Annotated in this window: 11 protein-coding genes; 6 read left to right on the top strand and 5 right to left on the bottom strand. The window is 62.0% G+C overall.

Annotated features, from left to right (window positions below):
* Positions 1-3 precede the first annotated feature (3 nt).
* Positions 4-2,637 (bottom strand): type I DNA topoisomerase, encoded by a 2,634-nt coding sequence (topA, locus tag NKH52_RS20985; protein WP_352733041.1) that lies wholly within the window; start codon positions 2,635-2,637, stop codon positions 4-6.
* Positions 2,638-2,987: 350 nt separating this feature from the next.
* Entirely contained in the window at positions 2,988-3,365 is a 378-nt protein-coding gene (locus NKH52_RS20980; protein WP_352733038.1) for a COG4315 family predicted lipoprotein, read from the bottom strand.
* A 186-nt stretch (positions 3,366-3,551) separates the two neighbouring features.
* Here NKH52_RS20980 and NKH52_RS20975 point away from each other — a divergent pair, with 186 nt between their 5' ends.
* Positions 3,552-4,298, top strand: a complete 747-nt coding sequence (locus NKH52_RS20975; protein ID WP_352733036.1) for a cytochrome c biogenesis CcdA family protein — start codon at positions 3,552-3,554, stop codon at positions 4,296-4,298.
* Between the two features lie 62 nt (positions 4,299-4,360).
* On the opposite strand, the gene NKH52_RS20970 is transcribed toward NKH52_RS20975, so the two are convergent.
* Complete coding sequence (locus NKH52_RS20970; protein ID WP_352733033.1) at positions 4,361-5,236, bottom strand: trypsin-like peptidase domain-containing protein; 876 nt, start codon at positions 5,234-5,236, stop codon at positions 4,361-4,363.
* 272 nt (positions 5,237-5,508) lie between these two features.
* On the opposite strand from NKH52_RS20970, the gene glmU reads away from it, so the two are divergent.
* Complete coding sequence (glmU, locus tag NKH52_RS20965) at positions 5,509-6,876, top strand: bifunctional UDP-N-acetylglucosamine diphosphorylase/glucosamine-1-phosphate N-acetyltransferase GlmU (RefSeq protein WP_352733030.1); 1,368 nt, start codon at positions 5,509-5,511, stop codon at positions 6,874-6,876.
* A 6-nt stretch (positions 6,877-6,882) separates the two neighbouring features.
* On the opposite strand, the gene NKH52_RS20960 is transcribed toward glmU, so the two are convergent.
* The gene (locus NKH52_RS20960; RefSeq protein ID WP_127296180.1) at positions 6,883-7,257 is read right to left on the bottom strand and encodes an ADP-ribosylation/crystallin J1; all 375 of its coding nucleotides are present in this window, start codon (positions 7,255-7,257) and stop codon (positions 6,883-6,885) included.
* Between the two features lie 223 nt (positions 7,258-7,480).
* Here NKH52_RS20960 and glmS point away from each other — a divergent pair, with 223 nt between their 5' ends.
* The 4 genes from glmS (at position 7,481) to NKH52_RS20940 (ending at position 10,876) form a co-directional block, all read left to right on the top strand.
* A complete protein-coding gene (gene glmS / locus NKH52_RS20955) occupies positions 7,481-9,304 on the top strand; it encodes a glutamine--fructose-6-phosphate transaminase (isomerizing) (protein WP_127296161.1) in 1,824 nt (607 codons plus the stop codon).
* A 118-nt stretch (positions 9,305-9,422) separates the two neighbouring features.
* Positions 9,423-9,704: a type II toxin-antitoxin system RelE/ParE family toxin gene (locus tag NKH52_RS20950; protein ID WP_352552951.1), complete on the top strand. Its 282-nt coding sequence runs from the start codon at positions 9,423-9,425 to the stop codon at positions 9,702-9,704.
* Positions 9,705-9,741: 37 nt separating this feature from the next.
* Positions 9,742-10,041, top strand: a complete 300-nt coding sequence (locus tag NKH52_RS20945; RefSeq protein WP_352552953.1) for a HigA family addiction module antitoxin — start codon at positions 9,742-9,744, stop codon at positions 10,039-10,041.
* A 79-nt stretch (positions 10,042-10,120) separates the two neighbouring features.
* Positions 10,121-10,876 carry a DUF502 domain-containing protein gene (locus tag NKH52_RS20940; protein ID WP_027036784.1) on the top strand — a complete coding sequence of 252 codons (756 nt, stop codon included), beginning with the start codon at positions 10,121-10,123 and terminating at the stop codon, positions 10,874-10,876.
* Here the strand turns inward: NKH52_RS20940 and recG are convergent.
* Positions 10,828-12,936, bottom strand: a complete 2,109-nt coding sequence (recG, locus tag NKH52_RS20935) for an ATP-dependent DNA helicase RecG (protein WP_352733025.1) — start codon at positions 12,934-12,936, stop codon at positions 10,828-10,830. The genes NKH52_RS20940 and recG overlap by 49 nt on opposite strands.
* Positions 12,937-13,065 lie beyond the last annotated feature (129 nt).

Here is a 13,065-nt window from a genome sequence, read left to right as displayed (position 1 = left end):
GTCCTACCCTTTTTTCTTCACGGCCGGCTTCTTCGCAGCCGGCTTCTTGGCGGCTACTTTCTTGGTTGCCGGAGCTTTGGCCGCGGCCGCCTTGCGGAACGGCTTCTTGCCGCCGCCCTTGGCTTCCTTCTCGGCAATCAGCGCCAGCGCATCCTCGATCGTCACCGACTGCGGATCCCTGCCCTTGGGCAGGGTGGCGTTGACCTTGCCGAAATTCACGTATGGCCCGTATTTGCCGTCGCGCACGACGATCTTGCCGCCGCCGTCGGGATGGTCGCCAAGCTCCTTCAGCGCTGCGGCCGTGCCGCCATTGCGGCCGCCCTTGCCCTTCAACTGCTTCTCGGCGATCACCGATACGGCGCGGTTGAGGCCGATCGAGAACACGTCCTCGATGCTCTCGAGATTGGCATAGGTGCCGTCATGCAGCACGAACGGACCGTAGCGGCCGAGCCCGGCCGAGATCATCTTGGCCGTTTCCGGATGCTGGCCGACATCGCGCGGCAGCGACAGCAGCGCGAGCGCCTTCTCGTGATCGATCGACTCGGCCGTCCAGCCCTTGGGCAGGCTGGAGCGCTTGGCCTCCTTGCCGTCGCCACGCTGCAGATAGGGACCGAAACGGCCGCTGCGCAGCGTGATTTCCTCTGACGTGTAAGGATCCTTGCCGATGACCTTGGTGCCGTCCTCGCCGCCGCCATTCTCGCCATTCGGATTGGCGGCGTCGCCGAGTTGGCGGGTGAAGGAGCATTCGGGATAGTTGGAGCAGCCGACGAAAGCGCCGAACTTGCCGAGCTTCAGCGACAGATTGCCGGTCCCGCATTTCGGGCAGATGCGCGGATTGGAGCCGTCCTCCCGCGCGGGGAACACCAGCGGCGCCAGCTCTTCATTCAGCGCGTCCAGCACGTCGGTGACGCGCAGTTCCTTGATGTCTGCGACGGCACCGGAAAAATCCTTCCAGAAATCGCGCAGCACGTCCTTCCAGGCGAGCTTGCCGTCGGAAATCTCGTCGAGCTTCTCTTCCAGAGATGCCGTGAAGTCGTACTCGACGTAGCGCTTGAAGAAGCTTTCGAGGAAGGCCGACAGCAGCCGGCCCTTGGCCTGCGGCACCAGCCGGCGCTTGTCGATGGTGACATAGTCGCGGTCTTCGAGCGTCTTCAGGATCGCCGTATAGGTGGAAGGCCGACCGATGCCGAGTTCTTCCAGCTTCTTGATCAGCGAAGCTTCCGAGTAACGCGGCGGCGGTTCGGTGGTGTGCTGGGTCGCGTTGATCGCCTGGCGGGCAAGCTGCTCGCCGGCACGGATTTCGGGCAGCCGACGATTTTCCTCGTCTTCCGCATCGTCGTCCTTCTGATCGGTGTAGGCGGCGATGAAGCCGTCGAAGCGAACGACCGAACCGATGGCACGCAGCTCGGCGGTGCGCGATCCGTTGACCGCCTCGATCTCGGCGGTGGTGCGCTCGATCTCGGCGGACTGCATCTGGCTGGCGATGGCGCGCTTCCAGATCAGCTCATAGAGCCGCATCTGGTCGGAATCGAGATATTGCCTGACCGATGCCGGCGTGCGCATGAAATCCGTCGGGCGGATCGCCTCGTGCGCTTCCTGGGCGTTCTTGGCTTTGGCCGTATACTGGCGCGGCTTTTCCGGCAGGTATTTTGCGCCGAATTCCTTGGCAATGGCGTCGCGTGCGGCGTCGATCGCCTCGGGTGCCATCTGCACGCCGTCGGTTCGCATATAGGTGATGAGACCTGTGGTCTCGCCGCCGATCTCCATGCCTTCATAGAGACGTTGCGCCACCTGCATGGTGCGGCTGGCCGAGAAGCCGAGGCCCGATGAGGCGGCCTGCTGCAGCGTCGACGTGGTGAAGGGCGGGCCGGGATTGCGCTTGGTCGGCTTGGCTTCGACCGACACCGCCTTGAAGGTCGCGCCTTCGAGCATCGACTTGATGTCGTCGGCCTGCGCCTTGTTGGAAATGTCGAGCTTTTGCAGCTTCTTGCGGTCGAAGGCGGTCAGCCGCGCTTCGAAATTCTCGTTGCGCGGCGTGCCCAGCAGGGCGGCGATCTGCCAGTATTCCTCGCGGATGAAGCGCTCGATCTCGGATTCGCGGTCGCAGACGAGACGCAACGCAACCGACTGGACGCGGCCGGCCGAGCGGGCGCCCGGCAGCTTGCGCCACAGCACCGGCGACAGCGTGAAGCCGACGAGATAATCCAGCGCCCGGCGGGCGAGATAGGCATCGACCAGCGGCGCATCGATCTGGCGCGGATTGGCCATCGCCTCCAGCACCGACGATTTGGTGATGGCGTTGAAGACGACGCGGCTGACCGGCTTGTCCTTCAGCGCGCGCTTCTGCTTCAGCACTTCCAGGACGTGCCATGAGATGGCTTCGCCCTCTCGATCCGGATCGGTGGCGAGGATCAGGCCGTCGGCGTCCTTGACCGCCTTGGCGATGTCGGCGAGGCGCTTGCCAGAGGCGGTGTCGACCGCCCAGGACATGGCGAAATCCTCATCCGGACGCACCGAGCCATCCTTGGCCGGCAAATCCCTGATATGGCCGAACGAGGCCAGAACCTTGTAGTTCTTGCCGAGGTATTTGTTGATTGTCTTCGCCTTGGCCGGCGATTCGACGACGACGACGTCCATGAGGTCTCATATCAGCTGTGGTGCGGCAGAAGAATTCCGCTGCGCGCGACGAAATCTCGTTCTATTTGTCGCTCACATGGCCGCGCTTTTGCATCCGGTCAAGGGGAAGCGCCCAAATTGCGCGGCGGTCGCCAGCAATACACTCTTAGAGTGTATGGAGAAAATCACAGAATTTGGGAAAGGGAGACCGTGGTCCCGAGTCAGCGGAAACGACCCGATTCATTTTTCGGCCGAGTCGTTGAAATGCTGCCCAAACCGGGACGGGCGACGGGCTGTTCGATGCCGGCCGCCGGGTGCATGGAGATGCCCGGCGACCAGCTCTTGTCCCGCCAGCAGCGGGATTGGCGTGGTTAGTCGGCCTTGACGATATGCCAGACTTCGCCGACGCCGTCGCCGGTCACGTCGCCGGGCTTCTTGTCCTTTATGAAGGTGTAGACCGGCTTGCCGTCATAGGCCCACATCTTGGTGCCGTCGGTGCGATCGACAACGCTCCATTCGTCGTCCGCCTTGGCGCCGGCCTCGGCTTTCAGCGGCGGCCAGTTGGTGGCGCATTTGTCGTAGCAATTGGTCTTGCCCTTCTCGTCCTTGTCATAGGTGTAAAGCGTCATGCCGTTGGCGTCGGTGTAGATCTTTGTGCCGTTGACCTCGGCTTCCTTCCACGCGTCGGCGGCGAAGGATGCGGCGGTGCTGAGCAAAAGCGCGGCCAGCCCTGCGGTTATGGTTTTCATGGAAATCTCCCTGACTGATGTCCGGAGACGCGCGGGAAATCGCGGCCTCACAGCATCAACGCCTGCGGGCTGTCGTTTCTTCCTGGCAAGTGCGTCGGGCAATAGATGATCTTGCCAACACAATGGTGATTGGTGGACAAGGCTGCGCGTCGCTATATCGGCGTCACGGCATTGGAGTTCTTGGAAATGGCATTGGACATCGGCTATGTCAGCGCGATCGGGGCGGGAGCTATCTCGTTCCTGTCGCCTTGCGTGCTGCCGCTGGTGCCGCCTTATCTCTGTTATATGGCCGGCGTGTCGGTCGACGATTTCCGCGGCAATGCCGGTGCGACAGCGCGTGAAGGCGCACGCGGCGCGCTGCTCTTTTCCTCGATCGCCTTCGTGCTCGGCTTCTCGACCGTCTTTGTCGCGCTGGGCGCCGGCGCCTCGACCATCGGCCGGCTGCTGCGCGTCTGGCAGGAGCCGCTGGCAATGGGCGCCGGTGTGCTGATCATCCTGATGGGCCTGAATTTCCTCGGCATCCTGCGCATTCCGCTGCTGTCGCGCGAGGCGCGCTTCCAGTCGCAGGGCAAGCCGGCAAGTGCCGTCGCGGCCTATGTCATGGGACTGGCCTTCGCCTTCGGCTGGACGCCCTGCATCGGCCCGGTGCTGGGGCCGATCCTGACGCTGGCAGGTGGCCGCGAAACGGTGGGCGAGGGCGCGCTGCTGCTCGCCGCCTATTCGCTCGGGCTGGGCATCCCATTCCTGATCGCCGCACTGTTTTCCGGCGCCTTCATGCGCTTCCTCGGCAAATTCCGCGTCCATCTCGGCCGCGTCGAAAAGGCGATCGGCGCGCTGCTGGTCGTCGCCGGTGTGTTTTTCCTCACCGGTGGCGTGCAGACCGTTTCCTACTGGCTGCTGGAGAATTTCCCGCTGTTGGGGCGGCTGGGGTAAGACTCACGCCGGCCCGTGGCGCGGATTTCCGCGCCCTCGGAGCGCTGTACGCATCGAGCGAACTATGCCTGTGGGGTCACGTCGGCGGAAGTCATATCCACGTTGTGCTTTGTCAAAAACGCTTCGATCGTTTCAACGACCGTGCGTGCTTTGAACACAATGCCAAGATCGATCATTTCTTGCTGCTGAGCCATTGGCTGCACCTGCGTCGGTATTGGCACGGGAATTATTTGATTGAGATGAGTGCGAAAAAAGACGGCCGCAACTACTCCTACGAAGAGGAGGCGTGAGCCGATGGTCATGCCACCATCCTTTGTTGCCCATGAACCGTGATTGAGAATAAATACTGGGCTGCCGCTCGAACCCCCAAAGACGGATGCGTCTATTAGAAAACGCGGTGTACCTTCAAAATCGACCTCAATCGGACTTGCGGTGGTGCCGCGCCGGACTACGGGCAAGAGGTTTTTGCTGTCCCAAACCCCATTCGGGTATCCGACGAACGTCACCGATTCAAGCGCATCTAACTCGGCGATCTGCTGTTCACTCGGAACTAACCTGGAATCGACGGACCTGAAGAACAATTCGGTATTGTGCTGTTGTTTCGCGAACTCAATCAGAGGGACGAGCGGACAAATCGCAATATCTACGTCCTGATCCGGATGGCCAAACCACATATCAACCCAATTCCTTGGATCAAGGTGAAGGTTGAATCCATCGCCAAGGGTAGGCATTCCGTCGTTCTGCTTCAAAAACGAAAAGCGCCCTTCGCGCATACCCATCACCACATGCTTGTTCGTGACCACGAACAATGCGTTTTTGTCTCCAAACTTATGAGCAAAAAAGAAGCCCGTCCCAGAACCCTGCGCGCCTGTCACCGTAACGGTATCGATCCGCACTGTGGTGAAGAAGAGCTGCTCAGCGATGGTTTTGACTTGCATGCGGCTTCCCGCTTCAGTTCAGTGTTAGATTGACGAAAGAGTTGGATTTCTTCCAGCTATCACATTTCGATGCGAGTCTAGTAAAATGCTGGCACGCTCGCGCGAATCACCACGCGCACAGCTTAGCAAGCCTCGCACGGAATCGAGCCACGAAGCCGCTGATTAAGAGTCAGCTGCTCCGCCATCTCACCGGAATTTAACCGCATTGGTGCAGCATGGCGCCACTGCTAGCATGCTTTGATTCCCAACCCTTTTCATATGGTTGTCCATCCATGAGCCAGAGATCCTGCCTTTCCGTCATCCTCGCCGCCGGCGAAGGCACGCGCATGAAGAGTGCGCTGCCGAAGGTGCTGCACCAGATCGCCGGGCTGCCGATGGTCGCCCATGTGGTGAGGGCGGCCGAAGCTGCCGGCGCCGGCAGCCAAGCGTTGGTGATTGGCCATGGCGCGGAAGAGATGCGCAAGGCGGCGGCGAAATTCGCTCCGAAGGCCGAGACCTTCGTGCAGGACAAGCGCCTCGGCACCGCGCATGCCGTGCTCGCCGCGCGCGATGCGATATCAAAGGGTTATGACGATATCCTGGTGATGTTCGGCGACACGCCGCTGATCGACGCGGATGCGCTGACCGTGGCGCGGCTGAAACTGGCGGAAGGTGCGGCCGTCGTCGTGGTTGGCTTCCGTCCGCCCAGCCCGACGGGCTATGGCCGGCTGATCGAAAAGGACGGCAAGCTGGTCGCCATCCGCGAGGAAAAGGATTGCTCCGAGGAGGAGAAAAAAATCGGCTTCTGCAATGCCGGGATGATGGCGGTAGCCGGCGCCCATGCGCTGAAGCTGCTCGATCAGGTCGGCAACAAGAATGCCAAGGGCGAGTACTACCTAACCGACATTGTCGAGATCGCCGGCGCGCGAGGCCTCGATGTCGTTGCCACCGAAGCCAGCTTCGAGAGCGCGCTCGGCATCAACAATCGCGCCGAACTGGCGCAGGCCGAGGGCATCTGGCAGGCGCGCCGCCGCCATGAGGCAATGCTGTCGGGCGTGACGCTGATCGCGCCGGAGACCGTGTACTTCTCGCACGACACCGAGATCGGCACTGACACGATCGTCGAGCCCAATGTCTGGTTCGGTCCGGGCGTGAAGATCGCCACGGGCGCCAAGATCCATGCCTTCAGCCATGTCGAAGGCGCCACCATTGCGTCCAATTGCGATGTCGGGCCGTACGCACGGCTGCGGCCGGGTGCGGATCTTCGGAACAAGGCCAAGGTCGGCAATTTCTGCGAGGTCAAGCAGGCGGTTATCGAAGAGGGCGCCAAGGTCAACCATCTGACCTATATCGGCGATGCCCGCGTCGGCGCGGGTGCCAATATCGGCGCCGGCACCATCACCTGCAATTATGACGGCTATTCGAAATTCTTCACCGACATCGGCGAGGGCGCGTTCATTGGCTCCAATTCGTCGCTGGTGGCGCCTGTCACCATCGGCAAGGGCGGCTACATCGCCTCGGGCAGCGTGATCACCGAAAGCGTGCCCGACGACGCGCTGGCCTTCGGCCGCGCCCGCCAGAAGACGATTCCAGGCAAGGGCAAGGAATTGCGCGAGCGCTTTGCTTCGGCGGCAGCGGCGAAGAAAAAGGCTGCTGGATAACGGGCGTTAGCCGGAAGTCTTCGCGTCCTTGCCGAAAGCGGCCGTGACTTCGATCTTGCCGACGATCGCCTTGTTGAATTCAGGGAGATCTTCGGCCGGAATCCAGTATTCCAGATGCGCCTTGCTGCCAGCGTGCTCGACCCGGTAGCGGTCGAGAAAGCTCTTGAGAACGTCGAACCGGGTGACGAACCCCGAGCCGCTGGCCGGCACGTTCCAGTCGCGTGCGATCTGCACCGCATAGGCTTCGGTCCTCACGGGATAGAAAATGGGCTGCTCGGGCAGGCGCGGCGGAAACGCCTGCATCCCCGAGGCCTCGATCAGTTTCAGTTCCCTGGGGCCGACAGGGCGCCAGAGGGTTACGGTGGGCTTGCTCTCGCTCATGGCAGGGCTATTAGCGAAATATCTCTCTGGTGAAAACCATCGTCTCAAAACCGAAGCCTGAAAAACCGAACGATTGCAGTAACCGGATTGCAAGAGCGGCCTGTCATGGTGCATCGACAGAATGAGCGTTCCGTTATACGGGACGAAATGCAATGTGACTTTCCACGGCAGGCCGGCCATCCCAAAATAGCGCTGGTTTTCCGGGGAATCGGGGGCTTTCTGCATGTGCGGTATCGTTGGAATCGTCGGCCACTCGCAGGTTGCGCCGCTCATCGTCGATGCGTTGAAGCGGTTGGAGTACCGCGGCTATGACTCGGCTGGCGTCGCCACCATCGAGCGTGGCGAACTCGCTCGCCGCCGCGCCGAAGGCAAGCTCATCAACCTGGAGCGCCGGCTCAAGGACGAGCCGCTCGATGGCACGATCGGCATCGGTCACACGCGCTGGGCGACGCATGGCGTGCCTAATGAAACCAATGCGCATCCGCATTTTTCCGATGGCGTCGCCATCGTCCACAACGGCATCATCGAGAATTTCGCCGAACTGCGCGACGAACTGGTCCGCGACGGCTATTCTTTTTCGTCGCAGACCGACACCGAGGTCGTGGCGCATCTGGTGGCGCGCGAACTCGCCAGGGGGCTGAAGCCGGTCGAGGCCGCGCACCAGGCGCTGAAGCGGCTAGAAGGCGCCTTCGCCCTGGCCATCATGTTCAAAGGCGACGAGGACCTGATCGTCGGCGCCCGCAACGGGCCGCCTCTGGCCGTCGGCCATGGCGATGGCGAGATGTTTCTGGGCTCCGACGCTATCGCGCTCGCCCCGTTCACCAATTCGATCACCTATCTCGAAGATGGCGACTGGGCGGTGGTGCGCCGCGACGGCGTCACCATCTTCGACATCGACGGCACAAAGGTCGACCGCAAGCGCCAGCAGTCGCTCTCGACCAGTTTCATGGTCGACAAGGGCAATAGACGCCACTTCATGGAGAAGGAAATCCATGAACAGCCCGAGGTCATCTCGCACACGCTGGCGAATTATCTGGATTTTGTCGGCGGCGTCTCCAAGCCGCTCGACCTGCCTTTCGATTTCGCCAAAATCGACCGGCTGGCGATTTCGGCCTGCGGCACCGCCTATCTCGCCGGCCTGATTGGCAAATACTGGTTCGAGCGCTACGCGCGACTACCGGTCGATATCGATGTCGCTTCGGAATTCCGTTACCGCGAAATGCCGCTGTCGAAGAACGATGCCGCCTTCTTCATCTCGCAATCGGGCGAGACCGCCGACACGCTGGCCTCGCTGCGCTACTGCCGCAAGGCGGGGATGAAGATCGGCGCCGTCGTCAATGTGCGGGAATCGACCATGGCGCGCGAATCCGACGTCGTGCTGCCGACGCTCGCCGGGCCGGAAATCGGCGTCGCCTCGACCAAGGCGTTCACCTGCCAGTTGTCGGTGCTGGCATCGCTTGCCGTGCGGGCTGGCGTGGCGCGCGGTACGATCTCGAAGGAGCAGGAAAAGACCTTTGTGCGCGAGCTTTCGGAAGCACCGCGCTATGCCAATCAGGTGCTGAAGCTCGACCATCAGATCGAAAAGACCGCGCGCGACCTCGCTCACTATAAGAACGTGCTCTATCTCGGCCGCGACACCAATTTCCCGCTGGCCATGGAAGGCGCGCTAAAGCTCAAGGAAATCTCCTATATCCACGCCGAAGGCTATGCAGCCGGCGAACTGAAGCACGGCCCGATCGCACTGATCGACGAGAACATGCCGGTCATCGTCATCGCGCCGCACGACCGCATTTTCGAAAAAACCGTGTCGAACATGCAGGAAGTGGCGGCGCGCGGCGGCAAGATCATCCTGATCACCGACAGCAAGGGTGCGGCACTGACGAGCGTCAAGACGATGGAGACGATCGTGCTGCCGGACGTGCCGGAAATCATCTCGCCGATCATCTACGCGCTGCCGATCCAGATGCTCGCCTATTTCACCGCCGTCTTTATGGGCACCGACGTCGACCAGCCGCGCAATCTGGCGAAATCGGTGACGGTGGAATAGCTATCGGCAACTCACCATTTGCCACCGATCAACCGGTGGTAAATTTGTATCGGCCGATGATACATTTGCTTGCGTGCTGGTCTGTATCAATGTATGATACAGTCCAGAGGGCGCGTTATTGATCGTTTCGTTCAAAGGCAAGGCGGTCGAAGCGGTTGCCGAAGGGAAGGCGCCAAAAGGCTTTCCGCCGGATTTGGTTGCCCGCGGCGAACGTCGCCTCCGCGCAATTGCCAACGCTGCCCAACTGAATGACCTTCGATCGCCGCCCGGAAATCACCTCGAAGCCCTGAAAGGGAGCCGCGCCGGACAGCATTCAATTCGCATCAACGACCAATGGCGCATCTGCTTCAAATGGACCGACGCTGGCGCTGAAGACGTGGAGATCGTCGATTACCATTGAGCAGGCATTTGCCCTGAACCCTTGAGGACCCTGAATTATGCTCAAGTTCGCACGTCCAGTTCATCCTGGAGAATTCCTGCGCGAAGAATATCTCGCCCCGCTCGGCATGAGTGCCGGCGCGCTGGCAAAAAAGCTCAATCTTCCGCGCACCCGTATCGAGCGCATTGCCAAGGAGGAGATCGGCTTGACCCCCGATACGGCCCTCCGCCTCGCCAGATTTTTCAACACCACACCCGAATTCTGGATGAATTTTCAACAGGCCTATGAGCTTGAAACCGAAGCCAGGAAACTGGCGCCGGAACTCGAGAAAATCGAACCGCTGGAAGTGGCGGCATAATCGGCGCTTTAAAAACTTCGCAGTTCCAATACGTCCTCTGGTTCACTATGTTGCGCTGCAACCCGCGCCCCGGTGAACCATGTCCGATGCTCCCAAGACCTCCGGCGTGACCCGGCTGAGGAACTATTTCCTCACGGGCTTCATTGTCTGCGCGCCGCTGGCGATCACCGCCTACATTGCATGGTCTTTCATCGGCTGGGTCGATTCCTGGGTGAAACCCTATATTCCGGCCCGCTACAGCCCTGACACCTATTTGTCGTTTCCGGTGCCGGGGTTCGGGCTGATCGTGGCGCTGATCCTGATCACGCTGATCGGCTTCCTGACAGCCAACATTGTCGGCCGTGCCATCGTCAACTTCGGCGAGCGGCTGCTTGGCCGCATGCCGCTGGTGCGCGGCATCTATGGCTCGCTGAAACAGATTTTCGAGACCGTGCTGTCGAACAAGGGTGACATGTTCCGCCAGGTCGGGCTGGTCGAATATCCGCGCAAGGGTGTGTGGTCGCTGGTGTTCGTCGCCAGCGAGAAGGAAACCGAGATCAACCAGAAGCTCGACCAGGAAGGCGATCCGCTGATTGCCGTGTTCATGCCGTGCACGCCGAACCCGACCACCGGATTCCTGATGTATGTGCCGAAGTCGGACATCGTGCTGCTCGACATGACGATCGAGGACGGCGCCAAGCTGATCGTCTCGGCCGGGCTGGTGGCGCCCGAGGTCAAGCAAATGGTTGTCGTGAATGGCGAGCCGATCGAGGGGATGCTCGCCAACCCGTCGGTTGCCGCCCTGGCTCAGCCGGCGCGCAGGAGCCGCACGGCCTCGTCGCGGCCGAACAAATAAAGCAGCAGGCGCAACGCCTCGCCACGCTGCGATTGCAGCTCCGGGTCGCGCGACAGGATCAGCCTGGCATCGTCGCGGGCGGCCTCCAGAAGGTCGGCATGCGCCTCGATGCGAGCCACTTGGAAACCTGGCGTGCCGGACTGGCGGGTGCCCAGCAATTCGCCTTCGCCGCGCAGCTTCAGGTCCTCTTCGGCGATCAGGAACCCGTCCTCGGTCTCGCGCATCACCGACAGTCGGCGTTTTGCGGTCTCGCCGAGCGGGTCCTTATAGAGCAGCACGCAGGAGGAGGGCTTGTCGCCACGCCCGACCCGGCCGCGCAACTGATGCAATTGGGCGAGGCCGAAGCGCTCGGCATGCTCGATGACCATGACGGTGGCGTCCGGTACGTCGACGCCGACCTCGATGACCGTGGTGGCGATCAGGATGCGTGTCTCGCCCTGCTTGAAGGCGCGCATCGCCTCGTCCTTGTCGGCGCCTTTCATGCGGCCGTGAACGAGCCCGATACGGTCGCCGAACAATGGTTTCAGCGAGACGAAGCGGTCCTCGGCCGACATCAGCTTGATTTCTTCGGATTCCTCGATCAGCGGACAGATCCAGTAGATCTTCTGGCCGCCGGCGATGGCGTCCACCATGCGGTCGACCAGTTCGTCGAGCCGCTCGAGTGGCAGCGTAACGGTACGGATCGGCTGGCGGCCGGCCGGTTTTTCCGTCAGTTTCGACACGTCCATGTCGCCGAAAGCGGTCAGCACCAGCGTGCGCGGGATGGGAGTGGCCGTCATCACCAGCATGTCTGGCGCATCGCCCTTGGCGGTGATGGCAAGCCGCTGATGGACGCCGAAACGGTGCTGCTCGTCGATCACGGCGAAGACCAGGTCGTGGAACATGACCGTCTCCTGGAACAGCGCATGGGTGCCGACGACGATGTCGATCTCGCCGCTTGCCAGGCCGGCCAGCGTATCAGCGCGTTCGCGGCCCTTCTCGCGGCCCGTGAGGATGGCGATGCGCAGCCCGACCTTGGCGGCAAGCGGCGTGATGGTCGCCAGATGCTGGCGCGCCAGGATTTCGGTCGGTGCCATCAAGGCTGCCTGGCCGCCGGCCTCGACGGCGCGTGCCATGGCCAGCAGCGCGACGACCGTCTTGCCGGAGCCGACATCGCCCTGCAGAAGCCGCAGCATGCGCTCGGGATCGGCGAGGTCGGCATTGATTTCGGCCAGCGCAAACTCCTGGCTCGATGTCAGCGAATAGGGCAGTGCGGCCCGCAGTTTTTCGACGATGCGGCCGTCGCCGACCAGGGGACGCCCGGACAGCCTGCGGACTTTTGCCCGCACCAGCGCCAGCGACACCTGGCCCGCCAGCAACTCGTCATAGGCGAGCCGCCGCCACGCGGCGCCGTCGATGGAGACGTCAATCGGGTCGGCCGGATTGTGGATGCGGGCGAGCGCATCGGCAAAGGCCGCAAAGGTGTGCCGGCGCATGAAGGCGCCGTCCTGCCATTCAGGAAATTCGGGCACGCGCGCCAGCGCCTGGCCGATCGCCCGGCGCAGCACCTTGCCCGAGAGCCCGGCCGTCAGCGGATAGACCGGTTCTACCAGCGGCAGGTTTTCCGCCTCGCTGGCCAGCGCAATATGGTCGGGGTGGACCATGCTCGGGCGGCCATTGAACCATTCCATGCGGCCCGAGACCACGACATGCTCGCCCTCGGGCATCGCCTTTTCGAGGTAGGAAGCGTGAACATGGAAGAAGGTCAGCGCGATCTCGCCGGTGTCGTCATGGGCGAAGACCCGGTAAGGCACCGACCTGTTGCCGCGCGGCGGCGGCTGGTGGCGGTCGATGCGCACCTCCAGCGTCACGATCTGGCCCTCCGCGGATCCTGCGATGCCCGGCCGGCTGCGGCGGTCGATGACGGTGTGCGGCAGCACGAACAGAAGGTCGCCCGCGCGGGCGACGCGATCACCCAGATCGGCGGCGACGACTTTCTCGATCAGCGCGCCGACTTTCGGTCCAACGCCTGCAAGCGACGTGATCGGGACAAACAAGGGATCGAGGATGGAAGGTCTCATCTGAGAGAAACCATGCGGTGTCTGCGCTCATCCCCCTCTGGCCTGCCGGCCATCTCCCCCTCAAGGGGGGAGATTAGCAGTTCTGACCTCGCCGCCCGCCTTGCGCAGTTGGAAATTGGCGAAAGCAGT

Source organism: Mesorhizobium sp. M1066, from assembly GCF_040318635.1.
GTDB lineage: Bacteria > Pseudomonadota > Alphaproteobacteria > Rhizobiales > Rhizobiaceae > Mesorhizobium.
Note: the sequence above shows the minus strand (reverse complement) of the source record. Positions and strands in the feature narration are given on the sequence as shown.

What these genes read in the sequence shown, in the direction of transcription:
- NKH52_RS20970 (WP_352733033.1), bottom strand. Translation starts at nt 5,236, where the DNA reads ATGCAAGTCAAAACCATCGCTGAGCAGCTCTTCTTCACCACAGTGCGG.
- glmS (WP_127296161.1), top strand. Translation starts at nt 7,481, where the DNA reads ATGTGCGGTATCGTTGGAATCGTCGGCCACTCGCAGGTTGCGCCGCTC.
- NKH52_RS20960 (WP_127296180.1), bottom strand. Translation starts at nt 7,257, where the DNA reads ATGAGCGAGAGCAAGCCCACCGTAACCCTCTGGCGCCCTGTCGGCCCC.
- NKH52_RS20940 (WP_027036784.1), top strand. Translation starts at nt 10,121, where the DNA reads ATGTCCGATGCTCCCAAGACCTCCGGCGTGACCCGGCTGAGGAACTAT.
- NKH52_RS20975 (WP_352733036.1), top strand. Translation starts at nt 3,552, where the DNA reads ATGGCATTGGACATCGGCTATGTCAGCGCGATCGGGGCGGGAGCTATC.
- glmU (WP_352733030.1), top strand. Translation starts at nt 5,509, where the DNA reads ATGAGCCAGAGATCCTGCCTTTCCGTCATCCTCGCCGCCGGCGAAGGC.
- recG (WP_352733025.1), bottom strand. Translation starts at nt 12,936, where the DNA reads ATGAGACCTTCCATCCTCGATCCCTTGTTTGTCCCGATCACGTCGCTT.
- NKH52_RS20945 (WP_352552953.1), top strand. Translation starts at nt 9,742, where the DNA reads ATGCTCAAGTTCGCACGTCCAGTTCATCCTGGAGAATTCCTGCGCGAA.
- topA (WP_352733041.1), bottom strand. Translation starts at nt 2,637, where the DNA reads ATGGACGTCGTCGTCGTCGAATCGCCGGCCAAGGCGAAGACAATCAAC.
- NKH52_RS20980 (WP_352733038.1), bottom strand. Translation starts at nt 3,365, where the DNA reads ATGAAAACCATAACCGCAGGGCTGGCCGCGCTTTTGCTCAGCACCGCC.